The following is a 19,852-nucleotide window of genomic DNA, read 5'->3' as shown; positions in this document are numbered from 1 at the left end:
CCATGACGCAGACCAGCCAGGGCGACACCGGCGCCGCGATCGCCGAGGTCGAGGAGCAGATGAGCGTGCTCGCCGGGCACATCCGGGCGAGCATGCGCGACGCCGCCCTCAGCATCGACCCGGCACTGCAGCCGTTCGGCCTGAAGATGCTGCGCCTCCTCGCCCGGTGCGGGCCCACTCATGCCAGTGCCGTCGCCGCGGCGCTCTACGTGGACAAGAGCGTGATCAGCCGCCAGGCCAGGCTGCTCTGCGACCTGGGGCTGCTGGAGACCCAGGTCGATCCGGCCGACGGCCGGGCGCGGTTCCTCGCCGTCACGCCGGAGGCGGTGCGGAAGCTCGCCGAGGTGCGGGCGGGCGACACCGCGATCGTGCACCGCCGGCTGGGCAGCTGGCCGGCCGGCGAGCTGCGCGAACTGGCCCGGCTGCTGGCCAAGCTCAACACCCCGTAGCCGGGGGCCGCCCGGTTCAGCCGAGCGGCAGGGAGACCCGGAAGCTGGTGCGGCCGGGGCGGCTGTCCACGGTCACCTCGCCGTGGTGGGCGGTCACCACGGCATCCACGATCGCGAGGCCGAGGCCGGTACTGCCCGTGCCCCGGAAACGGGAGCTGTCGCCGCGGGCGAAACGCTCGAACAGGGTCGACATGAGGTTCTCGGGGATGCCCGGGCCGTCATCCGTCACGGTCACCACGGCCCGGTCGCCCAGGGTGGTCAGCGCCACCTCGACCCTGGTCTCCGGCGGCGTGTGGATGCGGGCGTTCGCGAGCAGGTTGGCGAAGACCTGGTGCAGCCTGGCGGCATCGCCGACGACCTGGACCGGTTCGTCGGGCAGGTCGAGCTCCAGGACCCGGTCCCGGCCGGCCGCGTGGGCGTCGCTGACGACGTCGACGAGCAGGCTCGTGAGGTCGACCGTGCCGTGTTCGAGCTCCCGGCCCTCGTCGAGCCTGGCGAGCAGCAGCATGTCCTCGACCAGCCCGGTCATCCGGATCGACTCCGATTCGATCCGCCCGAGCGAGTGCAGTGCGTCGGCCGGGAGATCCTGGCCGGTGCGGCGGGTGAGTTCGGAGTAGCCGCGGATCGAGGCGAGTGGCGTGCGCAACTCGTGGCTGGCATCCGCGACGAACTGGCGCACCTTGCGCTCGCTGGCCTGCCGGGTCTCCAGGGCGACGTCGACGTGGTCGAGCATCCGGTTCAGCGCGGACCCCACCCGGCCCACCTCGGTGCGTGGATCGGTGTCGGCGGCCGGCACCCGGTCGACCAGGGAAACCTCCCCGCGGTCGAGCGGGAGCTCGGCGACCCGGGCCGCGGTCTCGGTGACCCGTTGCAGCGGGCGGAGCGCGAGCCGTACGATCCACAGCGCCAGGACGGCCACCACGATGATGCCGGCCAGGGAGACCACTCCGATGGTGATCGCGAGCTGCGCCGCGGTGCCGTTCACCTCGGCGAGCGGGAGGCCGACCAGATAGAGCACGCCGTAGCGATTGACGTTCGCCATGATCCGGTAGTCGCCGACCGTGCCGCCGAGGTCGATACTCACGGCCCGGGACGGTTGCATCTGCCGGGCGAGGAGCTCCTTCTGGTGCGTGCTGAGCGCGGCGATGTCGCCGCTGACCGTCGTGTAGCCGGAGGAGACGCTGGCCCCGTCGAAGACCAGCGCGAGGGTTCCCGGCGGCTGGGCCGGGCCGTTCAGGATCATCTCCGCCGTCGGGACGAAGAGCGCGGGGGCGCCGTCGTCCAGGTCGCGGTGCCCCTCGAGCACGCCGCGGGAGCGGGCGGCCGCTCCGCTGAGCTGCTGGTCGAGGCCGTCGAGCAGGGAGGCCCGGAGGATGGCGACGCTGACCACGCCGATCGAGAGGCTGACCAGCGCGAGCAGGCCGACGACGGCGAGCACGAGCCGCCGCCGGAGCGTCCAGGGCGCGCGGGGACGGCGCGGCCGCCGGGGCGTCATCAGGCGGTCTTCAGCATGTAGCCGGCGCCGCGCACGGTGTGGATCATCGGTTCGCGCCCGGCGTCGACCTTCTTGCGCAGGTAGGAGATGTAGATCTCCACCACCGACGACTTGCCGCCGAAGTCGTAGCTCCAGACCCGGTCGAGGATCTGCGCCTTGCTGAGCACCCGGCGGGGGTTGCGCATGAGGAAACGCAGCAGTTCGAACTCGGTGGCGGTCAGCTCGATTGGCACGCCTGCCCGGGACACCTCGTAGCTGTCTTCGTCGAGGGTGAGGTCGCCGACCGAGATCCGCGGGTCGGTGGAGTCGGACACCGCGAGGGTGGACCGGCGGATGAGGCCGCGCAGCCGCGCGACGACCTCTTCGAGGCTGAACGGCTTGGTGACGTAGTCGTCGCCGCCCGCGGTCAGGCCGGCGATCCGGTCGTCGAGGGAGTCCTTGGCCGTGAGGAAGAGCACCGGGGTCTCGTACCCGTCGGCCCGAACCCGCTGCAGCACCTGCAGCCCGTCGATGTCCGGGAGCATGATGTCCAGCACGATCGCATCCGGCCGGAATTCGCGGGCGATGGTGAGCGCCTGGCGGCCTTCGCCGGCCGTGCGCACCTCCCAGCCCTCGTAACGGAGGGCCATCGAGAGCAGGTCGGTGAGCGTGGGCTCGTCGTCGACCACCAGCACCCGGATCGCACTTCCGTCCGCCTTGTGCAGCCGCGGGCCGCGCGCCGCATGGTCGGTCTCACGAGTGCTCATGCTCCCAGTATCCCCAGTCAGCTATGAAACGGCTATGCGAAACCCGTGGCGCCCCTGTGAAGACGCTCATTCCCGGCTCCATGGCCGATTCATAGCTTGCCGATAGCACCGCCATAGGCGATGTTCGTAGCTTCAGTTCCGGCGGTGGTCCCATCGCCGGAACTGGAGTGCCATGTTTATCACGTACCTGCGGCGGGAGCTCGCCGGCCGCCGAAAGCAGACCGCGATCGTCGCGATCGGCATGGCCCTGGCCATCGCCCTGGTCATCATCGTCAATGCCGTGTCCAGTGGGGTGCAGCTCGCCCAGGCCACCGTGCTCGAATCCGTCTACGGCGTCGGCACCGACATCACCGTGAGCCAGACGCCGACGGCCCCGACGGCCGGCGACACCAGCGGCGGACCGCAGAGGTTCGATTTCGGCGCCGCCGACGGCACCGCGACCGACGGAACCACCACGGTCAGCCGGTCCCGGCTGAACGCCACCCGCGGCACGTCGACGTTCGACTCGACGGCGCTGGCCACGGTCACCGCCGTCGACAACGTGAGCGGGGCATCCGCCACCCTCGCGCTGGAGAACACGACCTTCAACGGGGCGCTGCCGACATTCACCCCGGGCACCGCGCCCGCCGAGGGCGCCACCCCGCCGGAGGGCGGCCCGGACGGTGCCGGGGGCAGCTCGTTCAACGTGGACTCCTTCTCCGTGCTCGGGCTCGACCCGGCCGATGAGGCCGTCGGTCCGCTCTCGGCGGTGACCCTCACCGACGGCCGCTCCCTCACCAAGGCGGATGCCGGCGCTCACGTCGCCGTGCTCGACTCGAGCTACGCCACCTCGGCGTCACTCGCCACCGGCGGCACCGTCGCCATCGCCGGGACCGACTTCACCATCGTCGGGCTCGTCACCGCGGCATCCGCCGACGCCGCCACGGCCGCGAACGTCTACATCCCTCTCGACGTGGCGCAGACCCTGTCCGGCCTGACCGGGCAGGTCTCCAACATCTACGTGCAGGCGGCGTCCTCCACCGACATCGCCCAGGTGCAGTCCGACATCGGGAAGGCGCTCCCCGCCACGACGGTGAAGACCCAGGCCGACCTCGCCTCGAGCGTCTCCGGGTCCCTCTCGAGCGCCTCCGACCTGGTCAAGAACCTCGGCCTGTGGCTGTCGCTGATCGTGCTCGCCGCGGCGTTCCTGATCGCGGTCCTGTTCACGGTTTCCGGGGTCACCCGGCGCACCCGGGAGTTCGGCACCCTGAAGGCGATCGGCTGGTCCAACGGCAAGATCGTGCGCCAGGTCGCGGGTGAATCGCTCGTGCAGGGCCTGATCGGCGGCGCCGCGGGCATCGCCATCGGCCTGCTCGGCATCCTCGTGGTCAACCTCGTCGCCCCGACCCTGACCGCGGGCACGACCAGCGTGGCCGCGGCCGGCCCGGGCGGACCCGGCGCCGGACGCGGGTTCGGTGGCGCCGCGCAGGCGGCCGCGACCTCCGACATCGTGCTGACGGCTCCGGTGACGGTGTCGGTGATCCTCATCGCGGTCGGACTGTCCGTGCTCGGCGGGCTGCTCGCCGGGGCGATCGGCGGCTGGCGCGCCTCCCGGCTGCGCCCGGCCGAGGCCCTGCGCAGCATCGCCTGACCGGCCCGGGCCTAGGCCGGACCCGGACCTCCTCGAACGTCGAACCCCGAACCTGAAGGAATCAGCAGATGTATGAATTGACGAACGTCACCAAGAAGTACGACCAGGGCAAGCGCTCCGTCACCGCGCTGAGCAACGTGACCCTGACGATCCCGGACGGCCAGATGGTCGCCATCCAGGGGCCGACCGGCGGCGGCAAGTCCACCCTGCTGCAGATGCTCGGGGCACTGGACCGGCCCACCGCCGGTACCGTGCACCTGGGCGAGGCCGACTTGTCCCGGCTCGGCGACGGGAAGCTCGGGGTGATCCGGGCGACCAAGATCGGCTTCGTCTTCCAGGGCTTCAACCTGATCCCGACGCTCACGGCGCAGGAGAACGTGGAGACGGCGCTCGCCCCGCTCGGGCTCGGCCATGCCGACCGGCGGTCACGCGCGGCCGCGGCGCTCGAAGCCGTCGGCCTCGGCGACCGGGGCGGCCACCTGCCTGCCGAGCTGTCCGGCGGGCAGCAGCAGCGGGTGGCCATCGCCCGGGCCCTTGTCAAGGAGCCGGCCGTGCTCCTCGCCGACGAACCCACCGGCAACCTCGACGAGGGAACCCGCGACGAGATCATGGACCTGCTCGAGGGGCTCTGGCGGGACCGCGGCCTGACCCTGATCGTGGTCACCCACGATTCGGCCGTCGCCAGGCGGGCCCAGCGCCGCCTGCAGATCAAGCAGGGAGTGCTCAAGGAAGTCGCCTGACTCTCCCCCAGCTGACTGCCCCAGCGCTCGTTTCGGCAGCCCGCCACCGCTTCGGCGGGTGCGGGCTGCCGAAACGGGCGCGGCCTGGCGCCGGCGGGAGTCCCGCCGGGAGACAATGGGGTTGTGACCGACACCATGCTCTCCCTGTTCGAGGAGGACGAGTCACCCGTTCCGGGCGCGACGGCCACGGCACCGCACCTGCTCCGCATCGTCGCCGATTCGACCGACCGGGTGGCCTGGCTGCGGGCGAGGGCCCAGGGGATCACGGCCACGGATGTCGCCAAGCTCGCCACCCCGAAATCGGTGCAGAACGCGGCCTTCGACAAGTTCAACGGGAGCAGTTTCGGCGGTAACACGTTCACGGATCACGGCCGGGCCCGGGAGCCGGAGATCGCGGCCTGGGTGCTCGGCAAGTACGGGATCGAACCCAGCACCACCCTGTTCCACGCGGCGGAGCATCGCCGCCACCTGGCCACTCCCGACGGAGTGGGCGCCGGGGCAGGAGGGCTGGAACTCGCCGAGATCAAGACGACCAGCAAACCGTGGCGCAGCATCCCGCGCTCATACCTGCGCCAGGTCTGGTGGCAGCAGTACGTGCTCGGCGCCGAGCGCACCCTGCTCGTCTGGGAGCAGCACAAGGATTTCGTGCCGGTGAACCCCGAGCCGGAGTGCCGGTGGATCGAGCGAGACGACGACCAGATCGCGATCCTCGTCGGTTACGCCAACGACCTCATCGCCCGGCTCAACACGATGAGCGCCCGGTAGCGGACGCCCGCAGCCCGGGGCGAGTGGCGGAGGATCGCGCCGGTTCGGGTTCGGCGCGATCCTCCGCTCACTGCCGGAAGAAATTGATCGTGGACCGGTTCCACCGGTTGCCCGGTGACGCCCACAAGGATGGTTCCCCGTCAAAGGAGAACCGTGGTCCCCCTTTGTGAGGACAGACTATTGCGGGACGCCGTCCGACGGCCAGACTCCGGCACCCCCAAGCCGAGGGGGAGCGGCGATTTCCGTACCCCCAATTCGGGGCACCCTCGCTTACCGACGGCGGGGATTGGCCGACAATGGCCGCCGCACATGCCGCCGCCGCGCGACCCCTTGTCGTCGCCGCGGCTCTGGCTGCCGGTGGAGAATGGGGACATGGGAATCGCCACGAAACTGCCCTTGTCCATGCGCGCTCTCGTGATCGACCGGCCCGGCGCGGCTGACGAGTTGCACCTCGCCGACGTGCCGGCCCCGGTCGCCGTGCTCGATGAGCTCATCGTGCGTGTCGTGGCGGCCGGGGTCAACCCGATCGATGCCAAGACCCGCGCCGGGAAGGGCGTCTCCGCGGCGATCTCCGCCTACCCCGCGGTGCTCGGCAACGACTTCAGCGGCGTCGTCGTCAGCGCGCCGTACGAAGCATTCCCGCTCCAGCCCGGCGACGAGGTGTACGGCATGGCGCGGGTTCCTCGCACCTCGGGCAGCTACGCCGAGTACCTCCCCGTGTCCAGCCTGAGCGTCACCCGCAAACCCGCGCGGCTCAGCCACATCGAGGCCGCCGCCGTGCCGGTCGCCGCGCTCACCGCCTGGGGGATGGTCGTCGAGCTGGCCGAGGCAGCGCCGGGGCAACGGATGCTCATCCACGCCGGCAGCGGCGGCGTGGGCCACTTTGCGGTGCAGTTCGCTAAGGCGTTCGGCGCGCACGTGATCGCCACCGGGTCGACCCGCAACCTCGACTTCCTCCGCCAGCTCGGCGCCGACGAGGTCATCGACTACACCGAGACCCGGTTCGACGAGGTCCTCGCCGAACTCGACTCGGTGATCGACCTGATCGGCAATGTGCACGACAACACCGGCACCCGGTCGCTCACGGTGCTCCGCGCAGGCGGCATCCTCGTGAACGCGCCCACCGGCAGCTGGCCGACGATGGCCGCGGATGCCGCCGCCGCCGGCATCCGCGCCACCGGCTACAAGGTCCCCGCCGATGCGCGCACCCTGGACTGGATCAGCGGCCTGATCGAGGACGGCACCGTGCGGGTGCACGTCGACCGGGTGTTCGAGCTCGCCGACGGGGCAGCCGCCCACCGCCTGATCGAACAGGGCCACACCAGGGGCAAGATCGTGCTGCGCATCTCGGATGTGCCGCTGACCACCGCGGGCGGCGCGGTGACCGGGAGTGAACCCGGCGCTGCGAACGGCCAGGGTCCGGCCGCGGCGGACCCGCGCGCGTGACCGGCGCTCAGGCGGACGACGCCGCCACGGGAACCGGACCGTCGATCGTCTGGTTCAGGGACGACCTCCGCCTGGCCGACAACCCGGCGCTGCACGCGGCCGTCGAGCGGGGCCGGCCGATCGTGGCCGTGTATGTACTTGACGAGGAATCGGCCGGGATCCGGCCGATCGGCGGTGCGGCCAGGTGGTGGCTTCACGGGAGCCTGGTCTCCCTCGCCGATTCGCTGGAGAGCCTCGGCGCGCGGCTGACGCTCCGGCGCGGGCCGGCCGAGGCGGTTCTGACCGGACTGGCGGCATCCGTCGGGGCAGGCGCGGTGTTCTGGAACCGCCGCTACGGCGCCGCCGAGCGGGCCGTCGACGCCGGCCTGAAAACAGGGTTGCGGCAGTCCGGTCTGGCGGCCGACAGCTTCGCCGGGTCGCTGCTGCACGAGCCGTGGACGATCCGGACCGGGCAGGGCGGGCCGTATTCGGTGTTCACCCCGTTCTGGCGGGCCTGTCAGGCCGCACCTCCGCCCCGGCCTCCCTACCCGGCCCCGGCGGCGCTCCCCGGCTACCCGGACACGCTCGCCTCCGACGACCTGGCGGACTGGGCGCTCCTGCCCGACCGGCCCGACTGGGCCGCTGGGCTGCGCGAGGCGTGGCAGCCGGGCGAAGCCTCCGCGCAGCGTCTGCTCGATGGTTTCCTCCGCGACGCGCTCCCCCGGTACGCCGACGAACGCGACGAGCCGGCCCGGGCGGCCACCTCCCGGCTGTCACCGCACCTGCGCTGGGGCGAGATCAGTCCATTCCAGATCTGGCATGCGACAGAGTGGGCGCGGATGGGCCTGACCGGCCGGGCGCAGGAGAGCGCTTCCCGGTTTCTCACCGAGGTGGGCTGGCGGGAATTCGCCCACCACGTGCTGTTCAACGCCCCCGACCTGGCCACCGTGAACCTGCGGCCCGAGTTCGACGCCTTCCCCTGGCCGCCGCTCGACCGGGCGGCCCTCGGCGCCTGGCAGCAGGGCCACACCGGATTCCCCCTGGTCGACGCCGGGATGCGCGAGCTCTGGCGCACCGGCAGCATGCACAACCGCGTGCGGATGGTGACGGCGTCGTTCCTGATCAAGAACCTGCTGATCGACTGGCGGGAGGGCGAGGCATGGTTCTGGGACACCCTCGTCGACGCCGACGCGGCGAGCAACCCGTTCGGCTGGCAGTGGGTGGCCGGTTCCGGCGCCGACGCCGCACCCTACTTCCGGGTGTTCAACCCTGAGCTGCAAGCGAAGAAATTCGACCCCCACGGCGAGTACATCCGCGAGTACGTGCCCGAGTGGGGCACGGATGCCTATCCGGCGCCGATCGTCGACCTCGGCGAGACGAGACGGGCGGCCCTGGCCGCCTACGAGCAGATCAAGGGCGTGAAGGACCAGGCGCTCGCGGCCCGCGCGGCCCGCGACCCGGATGCAGGGGCGACGGGCACCCGTCCCGGCGCACCCGGATCGGCTTAGAGGGCCCGTTCCAGCACGAAGTCATCCTCGTACTGCCCGCCGACGAGGAAGCGCTTCACGCCGACCTTGACGAAGCCGTTCTTCTCGTAGAACCGGATGGCCCGCCCGTTCTCCTGGTTCACGCCGAGCCAGCTGCCCGCGGCGCCGCGCTCCCTCGCCGCATCCAGAGTCGCCGCCATCAGCGGGGCGGCGACTCCGCGGCCATGGGTTTCCTCGCGCAGATAGCATTTGCTGAGCTCTACGGTGGGGCGGATGCGGATGGCGGCCCGGGCGTCGGCATCCGTCGGATCGCCGAAGACGAGCATGGTGTACCCCTGCAGGGCACCGTCCTCCTCGGCGACCAGGATGACCCGGTCAGGGTCGGCCAGAAACCCGGCGAAGTTGGATTCGGCGAGCACGTCGCGGAGGAACTCGGCCACCGCCTGATCGGTCGTATGCGCGGGTGTCGCCAGCCGGAAGGTGGCCTCGGCCAGCTCTGCCAGCGCCGCGGCATCCGCCCCGGTCGCCCGTCGTATCGTCACCATCGCTCCACCCTACCGACACCCACGCCCCCGGTCGCAAGCCCGTCGCACCGCCGCCCCGACAGGCCGCGAGAGTGCACTTTTCGCCCCTCACGGTGATCGAAGGGGCGAAAAGTGCACTCTCGCGGGGAGAGGAGGCGAGATCGGGCCGGGCTACAGGTAGCGGGCGTAGGCGCCGACGGTGAGGAACGTCGGGAATTCAGGCTCCAGGGCGGATGCCCGGAACACCTCGAGGGCGTCATCGAAGCGGTCGCCCGACGTGCGCTCGAGCCCGGCGAAGACCTCGGCGACCTGCTCGTTGACCCAGGTCTTGTCGATCCGGCGACCCTCCGCGGTGAGCGAGTTGTCGTGGACCCACTGCCAGATCTGCGAGCGGGAGATCTCGGCGGTCGCGGCATCCTCCATCAGGTTGTCGATCGCGGCAGCCCCCACGCCGCGCAGCCACGACTCGATGTAGCGCAGCCCGATCTTGATGTTGTCGCGCACCCCGGACCCGGTGATCTCACCGCCGGCGGATGCCACGTCGAGCAGGTCGGCCGCGGTCACAGACACGTCGTCGCGGGTGCGGTGCACCTGGTTCGGCTTGTCTCCGAGCACGGCGTCGAACTCCGCCTGCGCGGTGGGGATGAGGTCAGGGTGCGCGACCCAGGTGCCGTCGAAGCCGTCGGTCGCCTCACGCCGCTTGTCGGCGGCGACCTGTTCCAGTGCCCGGGCCGTCACCTCGGGGTCGCGCCGGTTCGGGATGAACGCGCTCATGCCGCCGATCGCATATGCCCCCCGGCGGTGGCAGGTGGAGACGAGCAGTTCGGTGTAGGCCCGCATGAACGGCAGGGTCATCGTGATCTGCTTGCGGTCGGGGAAGACGAAACGGCGTCCACGGGAGCGGAAGGTCTTGATGATGCTGAAGATGTAGTCCCAACGACCGGCATTCAGCCCGGCGCAGTGATCGCGCAGCTCGTAGAGGATCTCTTCCATTTCGAACGCGGCCTGGATCGTTTCGATCAGGACGGTGGCGCGGATCGTGCCGTACTCGATTCCGAGGCTCTCTTCGGAGTGGCTGAAGATGTCGTCCCACAGCCGGGCCTCGTAGTGGCTCTCGAGCTTCGGCAGATAGAAGTACGGACCGCTGCCATCCTCGATCAGCCGTTTCGCATTGTGGAAGAAATAGAGTCCGAAGTCGACCAGGCTTCCCGACGCGCTCATCCGCCGGTTGGCCCGGTCGACAAAGATCAGGTTCTTCTCCACCAGGTGCCAGCCGCGCGGGCGCATCACGATCGTGGGGGTCTGGCCCGTGGGACCGCCGGTCACCGTGTACTTCTTGCCCTCCGGGCTGGTGAAGCTCAACTGCCCGCGCACGGTGTCGAACAGGCTCAGCTGGCCCTCGACGACGTTCGCCCAGGTGGGGCTGGTGGCGTCCTCCTGGTCGGCCAGCCACACCTTGGCGCCGGAGTTCAGGGCGTTGATCGCCATCTTCCGGTCGGTCGGGCCGGTGATCTCCACCCGGCGGTCCTCCAGGCCGGGCCCGGCGCCGGCGACGCGCCAGCTCGGGTCTCGTCGTACGTGCGCGGTCTCGGTCAGGAAACCAGGGTCGCGGCCGTTGGCGGCGTCGACGCGCTTGCGGAGCCGGGCGGCGAGAAGGTCGTGCCGGGTTCCGGCGAACCGGTCGTGCAGCTCAGCGAGGAAGGCCAGGGCTTCGGGGGTGAGGATCTCGGCGTAGCGGGGCCCGAGGTCGCCGGTGATCTCGAGGTGCGGCTCGATCGTGGCGAAGCTGCCGGTGTTTGTGGTGGTCCCGGTGGTCGAGCCTGTCCCGGTGGTCGAGCTTGTCGAGACCCGGTTGGTGGTCGCGAGGGGCGGGGTGTTCATGATCTGGTCTCCTTCGGTGAGCGTCCTTGCTTGCCTGTGCACCAACTCTGCGCTGCCCGGCCACCCCGCAGGCCGTTCCAGACAACAGAAGAAGATCAGTTCTTCTGCTTGCGTGAACTTCTGCTCCGTGTGACGATGAGGCATGGTCAACGCCGATCCGCTCCTCCGTTCCGCCCTCTCCGCTCCCCCGCCGGCCGAGCACGGGCTTGACGCGCTCACGCTTGGGCGGCGCATCCGTGAACTGCGCACGACCAGGAGGATGACCCTCGACAGCCTCGCCACGGCCATCGACCGGGCACCGTCGCAGGTCTCGATGATCGAGAACGGCAACCGCGAGCCCCGCCTGTCGATGCTGCGCACGATCGCCACCGCCCTCGGCACCACGGTCGACGATCTACTGAAGCCGGAGGCTCCCTCCGAGCGGGCCGCGCTGGAGATCGCCGTGGAACGCGCCCAGCGCGGCCCGGTCTTCACGGCGCTCGGTCTTGCGAAAATCCGGGTCAGCCGGGCCACCAGTGACGAGACGCTGCAGACGATCCTCACCCTGCACCATGAGATCGAACGGCTGCATCGCGAGCGGGCCGCCACCCCCGAGGAGGCCCGGCGGGCCAATGCGCAACTGCGGGCGACGATGCGCGCGAGGGACAACTACTTCCCGGAGCTCGAGGAACAGGCGCTCGAGCTGCTCACCGCGGTCGGCCATTCCGGCGGGCCCGTGTCGCACCAGGTGGTCGCCGACATGGCCACCCACCTCGGCTACTCGCTGCACTACGTCGGCGACCTGCCGCATTCGACCAGGTCGGTCACCGACAAGCGGAACGGCCGGATCTACCTGCCGACCGCCCAGTCTGCCTCGCGGGACTCACGCACCCCCATCCTGCAGGCGTTCGCGAGCCTGCTCTGCGGCCACGACGAACCCGGAAACTACGCGGATTTTCTCCGCCAACGTGTGGAGACGAACTACCTGACCGCGGCCATCCTGCTGCCCGAGAAGGACACCGTGCGGCTGCTGACCGAGGCGAAGAACCTGCGGCGCATCTCGATGGAGGATCTGCGCGACGCCTTCTCCGTGTCCTACGAGACGGCGGCGCACCGGTTCACGAACCTCGCCACGGCGCGACTGGGCATCCCCGTGCACTTCATGAAGGTGCACGAGTCCGGCACGATCATCAAGGCCTACGAGAACGACTCGGTGCGCTTTCCGAGCGACGCCCTGGGCGCTGTCGAGGGCACGACCGTCTGCCGAAGCTGGACCGCACGGACCGTGTTCGACGTGCCCGACCGGTTCAGCCCCTGGTACCAGTACACCGACACCCCGAGCGGCACCTTCTGGTGCACCTCGCGGATCGAGAAGGCGAAGGAGGGCGAGTACTCGGTGAGCGTGGGGGTGCCGTTCGAGCACGTGAAGTGGTTCCGCGGCCGCGAGACCACCAATCGCGCCGTGTCCCTCTGCCCCGACGAGTCATGCTGCCGCCGGGCCCCCGACGACCTGGCCACCCGCTGGGCCGGCCAGTCATGGCCGGCCGCACGCACCCCGACGAGCCTCCTCGCCGCGCTGCCCACCGGCACCTTCCCGGGCGTCGACCAAACCGAGGTGTACCAGTTCCTCGAGTCTCACTCCCCCACGCACTGACCCTGGCGGGTCAGGCGGCGGGCGCGGGTTCGGGCAGGCGGTGCAGGGCGTCGATGAGCGGCGCCAGTTCCGGCTTCCTTTCGGCAGCGGCGAGGGCGCGGGCCAGGGTCTCGTCGTGCAGCGGCCGGGCGGCGGCCAGAAGCTCCCGGCCGGCCTCGGTGAGTTCCGTGTAGATGCCGTGCCGGGCCTGCAGATGCGGGTCCTCAGCCACGCCAGCGCGACCTCGACCCTGGCCTCGGGCGCCAACATCGCCGCGTTCAACCTCGGCAACGCGCTCGGCGCCTGGCTCGGCGGGCTGACCATCACGGTCGGGCTCGGTTACACCTCGCCGATCTGGGCCGGCGCCGGCGTCACGGTGCTCGGGCTCGCGGTGATGCTCGCGGCGGCCCGCGGTGCGCGCCGCCAGGCATCCGTCGCCCGCCCCGCGGCTCCCGACACCGGCGGCAACCCGGATGCCGGCCCCGAGCTCGACCGCGAGCCCGGCCGGGAACCCGCCCGGGTCTGACAGCGTCCTGTGCCGAATTCAGGAAGACTCGCGGCCGCGCCGGCAGCATCCCGCAGACCAGTGCGGCGGATGCGCGTGGCCGGCCCGGATCTCCTGAATTGGGCACGGGGCGGGGTGGACTCAGGCCTCCCGGGTGATCTCCACCCGCACGAAGAGCTCGGAGCCGAACGGCCCGGCGAACACTCCGCGCAGCGGCGGCACGTCGTTGTAGTCGCGGCCGCGGCCGACCGAGACGTGGCGGTCGCCGATCCCGATCGAGTTGGTCGGGTCGAAGCCGCGCCAGTCGCCGCAGAACCATTCGACCCAGGCGTGGGATTCGCCGATGACGGTCTCGCCGATCCCGGCATCCGGCTTGGGGTGCAGGTAACCGGAGACATAACGGGCGGGGATGCCGACCGAGCGAAGCGCCCCGAGCGCGATGTGCGTGATGTCCTGGCACACCCCGCGCTTGTCGCTCCACGCCTCCGCTGCGGTGGAGTGGACGCCCGTCACGCCCTGCACGTACTGCATCCGGTCGCCGATCGCCGTGCAGATCTCCAGCGCCGCGTCGCACGGGCTCTCGTGCCGGGAGACGATCTCCGCGGCCAGGTCCTGCACGTCGTCTGGCGGCTCGGTGAGCCGGGTCTGCCGGGAGTGCTCCACGGTCGCGGTGCTTCGCACGGCGATCGCGGCCAGTTCGGCCCAGCCCATCGGATGGGCCAGGTGGGTGAGCGGACGCACCTCGACCAGGCTGGTGGCGGTGAGGGTGAGCTCGGCGTGCGGGGTGAGCACCTCGAACGAGGACACCTGGGTGCCCCAGTAGTCGACGTAGTGGTGGTTGCTCGACACCGGCGAGATCTCGAGGTTGGAGTACAAGACCAGCTGCTCAGGGGAGCTGACCGGCAGCATCCGGGCCTCGTTGTAGGAGGCGGCCACCTCACCCTGGTAGCGGTAGCCGGTGCGGTGCCGGATCCGGAGCCGGTTCATGAGACCTCCCCCGTCCAGGTCGGAACGGTGCTGGTCGGGAAGTACCGCTCGCCGATGGCCTCCGAGGCCGTACTGGTGGCCTCCTGCACGATGTCCATCTGGTGCGGCAGATCATTCAGGATGTCCATGATCGGCCGGTATTCGAGCTGGCTGCGGATCTGCCCCAGCACCCGCTGCGCCTGGTCGGACACGCCGACCCGGTCCGTGCGAGGCTCCATCTCGCGCAGGCACTGCTCAGCCCGGGACACGGAGAACACGATCGACCGCGGGAACAACCGGTCCAGCAGCAGGAACTCCGCCGCGTTCCGCGCCGACGGCACGCCCCGGTACGTGCGCAGGTACGATTCGTAGGCGCCGCAGGACCGCAGGATCGTCGTCCAGGACGGCCCGCTGGTCTCGGTCAGCGACCGGGTCGCCAGCAGCCGAGCGGTCATGTCCGCCTGTTCGAGGCTGCGGCCGAGGTTGAAGAAGTGCCAGGCCTCGTCGCGGCTGACCCCGGACTCCACGATTCCCACGGCGAGCGCGGCGCGTTCGCGCACCCAGCCGAAGAAGTCGTGGGTCTTCTCGCTCGCCACCTTGCGCGGCATCCGGGCGCTCGTCGTGTTCAGGCACTCCCACAGCTCGGTGGGCACGATCTCCCTGGCCCGCCGCGCGTTCTCCCTGGCCGCCTTGACCGAGTAGGCGATCGAGGCCGGATGCGCGCGGTCGACGGCGAGCGTCGCGAGCACGTCCTTGCGGGTGAGCAGCCGGTCGGGCGGAACGTCGCTGCCCATCAGGTGCAGCAGGGACTGGCAGGCGATGCTCTCCTCGATCCACGGGTCTTCGAGCAGTAGCTGCAGGTGCACATCCAGGATCCGGGCCGTACCGTCGCTTCGCTCGATATAACGTCCGATCCAGAACAGGCTTTCAGCGATGCGGCTCAACATTCCTGGACCTTCCTCTCCCCGACAGGGCGCGCGCACGCCTGTTGCTGTTGCTGTTGCTCGTTGTCGTTGAACGGTTTGTCCTGCGGCGAGTGGTCGACCGCGTGCACCACGCCGGCGGAGCGCACGTTCGCCGCCTGGTTCGCGACGAGGCCCTGCACCGAGCCGGCGGCCGATTCGGCGAAGAAGTCCGGCTCCGACCCGATCACCCAGGTGTCCTTCGACCCGCCGCCCTGGCTGGAATTGACGACGAGTTCGCCCTCCGGCAGCGCCACCCGGGTGAGGCCACCGGGCAGCACCCAGACGTCGGTGCCGTCATGCACGGCGAACGGGCGAAGGTCGGCGTGGCGTGGGCGCAAGCCCTCGTCGACGAGGGTGGGAATGGTCGAGAGCTGCACGACCGGCTGGGCTATCCAGCCGCGGGGGTCCTGGATCAATTGCTTCCGGAGGGTCTCCAGTTCGGCCGCGGATGCCGCCGGCCCCACCACGAGCCCCTTCCCGCCCGACCCGTCCACGGGTTTGACCACGAGCTCGTCGAGCCTGTCGAGCACCTCTTCGAGGGCGAGCGGGTCCTCCAGCCGCCAGGTGTCGACATTGGGAATGATCGCCTCCTCACCGAGGTAGTACCTGATCAGGTCGGGAAGGTAGGTGTAGACGAGCTTGTCGTCGGCGACACCGTTGCCCACCGCGTTGGCGATGGTCACATTGCCCAGCCGGGCCGCCATCAGGATGCCGGGCGACCCCAGCTGGGAATCGGCGCGGAACTGCAGCGGGTCGAGGAACTCGTCGTCGACCCGGCGGTAGATCACGTCGACCCGGGTCGGGCCGGCCGTGGTGCGCATCCAGACCCGGCCACCCGAGCAGAACAGGTCCCGGCCTTCCACGAGTTCGACCCCCATCAGGCGGGCCAGCAGGGTGTGCTCGAAGTAGGCCGAGTTGAACACCCCCGGGGTGAGCACCACGACGTTGGGGTCGTCGACCCCGGCCGGGGCGGAGGCGCGGAGGGCCTGGAGCAGCTTGTTCGGGTAATCCCCGACCGGCCGCACCCGCATCGAGACGAACAGCTCCGGCAGGGTCTGGGCCATCACCCGCCGGTTGGAGATGACGTAGCTGACGCCGCTGGGAACCCGCACGTTGTCCTCGAGCACCCGCCAGGCACCCTTCTCGTCGCGGATCAGGTCGATCCCGGAGACCTGGATGCGCACGTTGTTCGCCGGGACGATTCCGGCCGCCTGGCGGTGGAAGTGGCTCGAGGAGCTGATCAGCGCGGCCGGGATCACTCCGTCGTGCACCGCGGCCTGCTGGCCGTAGATGTCGGCCAGGAAGGCCTCGAGCGCGAGGACGCGCTGTTTGATGCCGGCCTCCACGGTGACCCATTCCTGTTGTTCGATCACCCGTGGCACGGCGTCGAGCGGGAACGGGCGTTCCTCGCCCGCGAAGTCGAAGGTCACCCCCTGGGCGAGATAGGACGAGGCGAGGGCATCCGTTCGCCCCCGGAGTTCCTCCTGGGTCATCCGGGCCAGCGCGGTGAAGACGTCCTTGTACGCCGCGCGGGCTTCGAGGGGTGTGAGCGAGGAGAGATCGGGGAACATCTCGTCCCAGGCGCTGGGGGCGCCTCGTTTCGCCCGAAGTGCCGCGGTAGCGCCGTAGCCCGTGAACAGGTCAACCATGATGGGAGCGTAGCGGCACCGTGTTGCCGCAATGTTTCACGGAAATTTCGACGGGGCGGCATACAATCGTTCCCCCAGTTCGGGTTCCAAACGCCGGGAATCCGGGCCGTTCGGCCCCACCGGGCGCGGCGATTGCATACAGTGAAGCCACCCGAACTTGTTCTTCCTCATCGTGCGCGACCGTCGGTCACCCGCACGACGACCTCGAACGCCCGATCCGCACACTTTTCGCAGTCCGACCCGAAGGAGCCGCCGTGAACGCGCTGCTGCCCGCATGGGGGACATCGAACGCGCCGCACGAGACCGGGCGGCCGGGAGACGATCCGATTCCCTCCCCTGCCTTCCGCTCCTCGGCGCTGCTCGACGTGCGCGGCCTGCGGCTCTCGCTGACCGGCGGCGGTAACCCGTGGCCGGACGAGGGGTTCTCCCTGTCGGTCAGCCGCGGCGAGACGCTCGGCCTGGTCGGCGACGCCGAGTCCGGTCGCTCCGAACTCGCCCTTGCGATCGCCGGGATGCTGGCCTCTCCTGCCGTGATCTGCTCCGGTTCGATCCTGTTCGACGGGCGCGAACTCGTCGGCCGGCCCAGACGCTGGTTCGGCCGCACCCACGGGCCGAAACTGGGGTCACTGACGGCCGCCGCGACGCCGGGCACCCCCGCCGGTCGCCACGGCGAGCGCCGGGCCGGCGGCCACCTCGCCGCGGTCCTCGGTTCGGCGCGGGAAGCGACGCACGATCCGGAACTGCTCATTCTCGATGACCCGGCGGGCGAACGGGGGCCCGAGGACCGGGCGTCCGTCGAAGCGTTCCTGGCCGCCCTTCGTCGGGGGCGCACCGTCATCTTCGGCTCGGCTGACTTCTCGATCGTCGCAGCGACCTGCGAACGGGTGGCCGTGCTCGACGCCGGGCGAATCGTGGAGCAGGGTTCGACGGCCGAGATTCTGGCCGCGCCGCAGCATCCGAAGACCAGGGCGCTGCTCGGCCGGGACTGACCGTGCCGGCCGCGGCTACCGGTCGGTGTCGGCGACCGTCGGCGCGACCGAATTCCGGGCCGCGAGGATGTGCGAGCGCATCGCGACCTCGGCCCAGAGCGTATCGCCGGACTGCAGGGCGGTGAGGATGTCACGGTGGTGGTGGTTGCTGACCGCCCGGAAGCGCGCCCCATCGCGGCGGAAGTAGCTGCTCATCATGGGCACCCGGGTGACGGATGCCGCGAGCGCGATCAGCTGCGTGCTCTGGCACGCGGCCACGACGATGTGGTGGAACTCGGCGTTGAGCTCGCTGAGCCGGGTGATGCCGGCGTCGTCGGTCGCCCGCACGAACTCGTCCATCTGCGCGATCAGCACCGCGAGCCGCTCGAGGTCGGCCTGCCCGATCAGGTTCGCCGCGAGGCCGGCCGCCCGGCTCTCCAGGGTCGCCCGGAGGAAGTACGTCTCCCGGAGCGCCTCCGCGGTCCAGGCGACGACGGTCGCCCCGCGGTTGGGCACGAATTCGACCAGCCCGGCCTCGTCGAGCCGGCGCAGCGCCTCGCGCACTGGAGTGCGACTGACCCCGAGCTCCTCGGCCAGGGCCGCCTCGCGCAGGGTGGCATTGGCCGGCAGGTCACCGGTGAGGATGCGTCCGCGCAGGGTCGCATAGGTGGTCTGGCCCCCGGTCACCGCCACTTCGCCCCCAAGTCGCACAGCTCTAGAACCTCACTATGGCACACACGACACCGGCACCCTCGCGATCCGGCAAGGTCAGGCGATCTGACCAGGTCAGTGCCCGCCAGGACCTGCCGGCGGCGTTCGTCCCGTCAGGCAAACGCGTTCAGGCCGGTCAGCGCCCGACCGAGAACGAGCTGATGGATCTCATCCGTGCCCTCGTAGGTGCGCACGGACTCGAGGTTCGCCATGTGCCGCATCACCGGGAACTCGCTGGTGATGCCGTCGCCGCCGAGGATCGTGCGGGCCTCGCGGGCGATCAGGATGGCCTCGCGCACGCTGTTGAGCTTGCCGACGCTGATCTGGGCGGGGGTGAGCGCGCCGCGTTCCTTCAGCCGGCCCAGGTGCAGGGCGAGCAGCACTCCCTTCTCGTACTCCACGAGCATGTCGGCCAGTTTGGCCTGGATGAGCTGGGTGGCGCCGATCGGCTTGCCGAACACCTCGCGGGTCTGCGAGCGCCCGATCGCCGCGTCGAGGCAGCTGCGGGCGGCGCCCATCGCTCCCCAGACGATGCCGAAACGGGCCTCGTTCAGGCAGCCGAACGGCCCGGAGAGCCCGCGCGCGCCGGGCAGGATCGCCTCCCCCGGCAGGCGCACCGCGTCGAGTTCGACGTCACACTGGATCGAGGCGCGCATCGAGAGCTTGTTGTTGATCGGAGTGGCGGTGAACCCCGGGGTTCCGGTGGGCACGAGGAAGCCGCGCACGCCCTCGGGGGTCTCTGCCCAGACCACCGCGACGTCGGCGATGCTGGCCAGGCCGATCCAGCGCTTGGACCCCTCGAGCACCCAGTCGTCGCCGTCCCGGCGGGCCGTGGTTCTCATCGCCGCCGGGTCGCTGCCGCCGGTGGGCTCGGTGAGAGCGAAGCAGCCGACGAGTTCGCCCGCGGCCATCCCGGGCAGCCAGCGCTGCTTCTGCTCTTCGGTGCCGTACTTGTGGATGGCGGACATGGCCAGAGAGCCCTGCACCGACACGAAGGTGCGCCAGCCGCTGTCGGCGGACTCGAGCTCGAGGCAGACCAGGCCGTAGCTCACCGCGCCGGCGCCGGCACAGCCGTATCCATCCAGGTGCATGCCGAGGAAGCCGGCCGCGCCGAGTTCGGCGACGAGCTCCACCCGGAATCGCTTGTCCTCGAAGTCCTGCTCGATGGTGGGCAGGATGCGGTTGGTCGCGAACGCGCGGGCCTTGCGCGCCCAGGCGATCTCGTCGACCTCGAGCAGGTCGTCGAGGTCGAAGACGGAGTCCACGAGGGGGCTGTGGACGAGCGGGGTGGGGCGGCCGGAGGCGGTCACGAGTGTCCTTTGGTCAGGTCAACG

Annotated in this window: 18 protein-coding genes and 1 pseudogene; 9 read left to right on the top strand and 10 right to left on the bottom strand. The window is 70.5% G+C overall.

Features of this window, described 5'->3' with window-relative positions:
• Nucleotides 1–2 precede the first annotated feature (2 nt).
• On the top strand, nt 3–449 hold the full coding sequence (locus IWX89_RS01015; protein ID WP_196901735.1) for a MarR family winged helix-turn-helix transcriptional regulator: 447 nt from the start codon (nt 3–5) through the stop codon (nt 447–449).
• Between the two features lie 16 nt (nt 450–465).
• Here the strand turns inward: IWX89_RS01015 and IWX89_RS01010 are convergent, their stop codons facing one another.
• Both IWX89_RS01010 and IWX89_RS01005 read right to left on the bottom strand, forming a co-directional pair.
• Nucleotides 466–1,944 (bottom strand): cell wall metabolism sensor histidine kinase WalK, encoded by a 1,479-nt coding sequence (locus IWX89_RS01010; RefSeq protein ID WP_196901733.1) that lies wholly within the window; start codon nt 1,942–1,944, stop codon nt 466–468.
• On the bottom strand, nt 1,944–2,690 hold the full coding sequence (locus tag IWX89_RS01005; RefSeq protein WP_134537850.1) for a response regulator transcription factor: 747 nt from the start codon (nt 2,688–2,690) through the stop codon (nt 1,944–1,946). Before IWX89_RS01005 ends, IWX89_RS01010 begins: the two co-directional genes overlap by 1 nt.
• Nucleotides 2,691–2,862: 172 nt before the next feature.
• On the opposite strand from IWX89_RS01005, the gene IWX89_RS01000 reads away from it, so the two are divergent.
• The 5 genes from IWX89_RS01000 (at nt 2,863) to IWX89_RS00980 (ending at nt 8,758) form a co-directional block, all read left to right on the top strand.
• Nucleotides 2,863–4,320, top strand: coding sequence for an ABC transporter permease (locus IWX89_RS01000; RefSeq protein WP_196901731.1), 1,458 nt, complete (start codon nt 2,863–2,865; stop codon nt 4,318–4,320).
• A gap of 68 nt (nt 4,321–4,388) precedes the next feature.
• Nucleotides 4,389–5,060, top strand: coding sequence for an ABC transporter ATP-binding protein (locus IWX89_RS00995; protein WP_196901729.1), 672 nt, complete (start codon nt 4,389–4,391; stop codon nt 5,058–5,060).
• Between the two features lie 123 nt (nt 5,061–5,183).
• Nucleotides 5,184–5,825: a YqaJ viral recombinase family protein gene (locus IWX89_RS00990; RefSeq protein WP_374220474.1), complete on the top strand. Its 642-nt coding sequence runs from the start codon at nt 5,184–5,186 to the stop codon at nt 5,823–5,825.
• A gap of 372 nt (nt 5,826–6,197) precedes the next feature.
• On the top strand, nt 6,198–7,271 hold the full coding sequence (locus tag IWX89_RS00985) for an NADP-dependent oxidoreductase (RefSeq protein ID WP_231382737.1): 1,074 nt from the start codon (nt 6,198–6,200) through the stop codon (nt 7,269–7,271).
• The gene (locus tag IWX89_RS00980; protein WP_196901727.1) at nt 7,268–8,758 is read left to right on the top strand and encodes a deoxyribodipyrimidine photo-lyase; all 1,491 of its coding nucleotides are present in this window, start codon (nt 7,268–7,270) and stop codon (nt 8,756–8,758) included. The genes IWX89_RS00985 and IWX89_RS00980 overlap by 4 nt, the downstream gene beginning before the upstream one ends.
• On the opposite strand, the gene IWX89_RS00975 is transcribed toward IWX89_RS00980, so the two are convergent.
• Both IWX89_RS00975 and aceB read right to left on the bottom strand, forming a co-directional pair.
• Nucleotides 8,755–9,282 carry a GNAT family N-acetyltransferase gene (locus tag IWX89_RS00975; protein WP_196901726.1) on the bottom strand — a complete coding sequence of 176 codons (528 nt, stop codon included), beginning with the start codon at nt 9,280–9,282 and terminating at the stop codon, nt 8,755–8,757. The two genes, IWX89_RS00980 and IWX89_RS00975, sit on opposite strands and share 4 nt — an antisense overlap.
• A gap of 150 nt (nt 9,283–9,432) precedes the next feature.
• Nucleotides 9,433–11,142: a malate synthase A gene (aceB, locus tag IWX89_RS00970; protein WP_196901724.1), complete on the bottom strand. Its 1,710-nt coding sequence runs from the start codon at nt 11,140–11,142 to the stop codon at nt 9,433–9,435.
• A gap of 142 nt (nt 11,143–11,284) precedes the next feature.
• On the opposite strand from aceB, the gene IWX89_RS00965 reads away from it, so the two are divergent.
• Nucleotides 11,285–12,775: a helix-turn-helix domain-containing protein gene (locus tag IWX89_RS00965; protein WP_196901723.1), complete on the top strand. Its 1,491-nt coding sequence runs from the start codon at nt 11,285–11,287 to the stop codon at nt 12,773–12,775.
• A gap of 10 nt (nt 12,776–12,785) precedes the next feature.
• Here IWX89_RS00965 and IWX89_RS00960 read toward each other — a convergent pair whose 3' ends face one another.
• Entirely contained in the window at nt 12,786–12,986 is a 201-nt protein-coding gene (locus tag IWX89_RS00960; RefSeq protein WP_374220478.1) for a hypothetical protein, read from the bottom strand.
• Here IWX89_RS00960 and IWX89_RS00955 point away from each other — a divergent pair.
• A pseudogene (locus IWX89_RS00955) lies at nt 12,948–13,280 on the top strand (hypothetical protein); the annotation flags it as partial. The gene IWX89_RS00960 and the pseudogene IWX89_RS00955 sit on opposite strands and share 39 nt — an antisense overlap.
• Before the next feature lie 120 nt (nt 13,281–13,400).
• Here the strand turns inward: IWX89_RS00955 and IWX89_RS00950 are convergent.
• Genes IWX89_RS00950 through IWX89_RS00940 form a run of 3 tightly spaced genes read right to left on the bottom strand, consistent with a single transcriptional unit; the run spans nt 13,401 to nt 16,839 of the window.
• A complete protein-coding gene (locus IWX89_RS00950) occupies nt 13,401–14,246 on the bottom strand; it encodes a transglutaminase family protein (RefSeq protein WP_196901722.1) in 846 nt (281 codons plus the stop codon).
• A complete protein-coding gene (locus tag IWX89_RS00945) occupies nt 14,243–15,172 on the bottom strand; it encodes an alpha-E domain-containing protein (RefSeq protein ID WP_196901721.1) in 930 nt (309 codons plus the stop codon). Before IWX89_RS00945 ends, IWX89_RS00950 begins: the two co-directional genes overlap by 4 nt.
• Nucleotides 15,166–16,839, bottom strand: coding sequence for a circularly permuted type 2 ATP-grasp protein (locus tag IWX89_RS00940; RefSeq protein WP_196901720.1), 1,674 nt, complete (start codon nt 16,837–16,839; stop codon nt 15,166–15,168). Before IWX89_RS00940 ends, IWX89_RS00945 begins: the two co-directional genes overlap by 7 nt.
• 254 nt (nt 16,840–17,093) lie before the next feature.
• On the opposite strand from IWX89_RS00940, the gene IWX89_RS00935 reads away from it, so the two are divergent.
• Entirely contained in the window at nt 17,094–17,828 is a 735-nt protein-coding gene (locus tag IWX89_RS00935; RefSeq protein WP_196901719.1) for a hypothetical protein, read from the top strand.
• Nucleotides 17,829–17,843: 15 nt separating this feature from the next.
• Here IWX89_RS00935 and IWX89_RS00930 read toward each other — a convergent pair whose 3' ends face one another.
• Both IWX89_RS00930 and IWX89_RS00925 read right to left on the bottom strand, forming a co-directional pair.
• Nucleotides 17,844–18,500, bottom strand: a complete 657-nt coding sequence (locus IWX89_RS00930) for a GntR family transcriptional regulator (RefSeq protein ID WP_196901718.1) — start codon at nt 18,498–18,500, stop codon at nt 17,844–17,846.
• Between the two features lie 131 nt (nt 18,501–18,631).
• On the bottom strand, nt 18,632–19,783 hold the full coding sequence (locus IWX89_RS00925) for an acyl-CoA dehydrogenase family protein (RefSeq protein ID WP_196902094.1): 1,152 nt from the start codon (nt 19,781–19,783) through the stop codon (nt 18,632–18,634).
• Between the last annotated feature and the right edge of the window lie 69 nt (nt 19,784–19,852).

It is taken from the genome of Cryobacterium sp. MP_M3 (assembly GCF_015752155.1).
Taxonomy (GTDB): domain Bacteria; phylum Actinomycetota; class Actinomycetes; order Actinomycetales; family Microbacteriaceae; genus Cryobacterium.
This window is presented reverse-complemented; position numbering and strand designations above follow the sequence as displayed.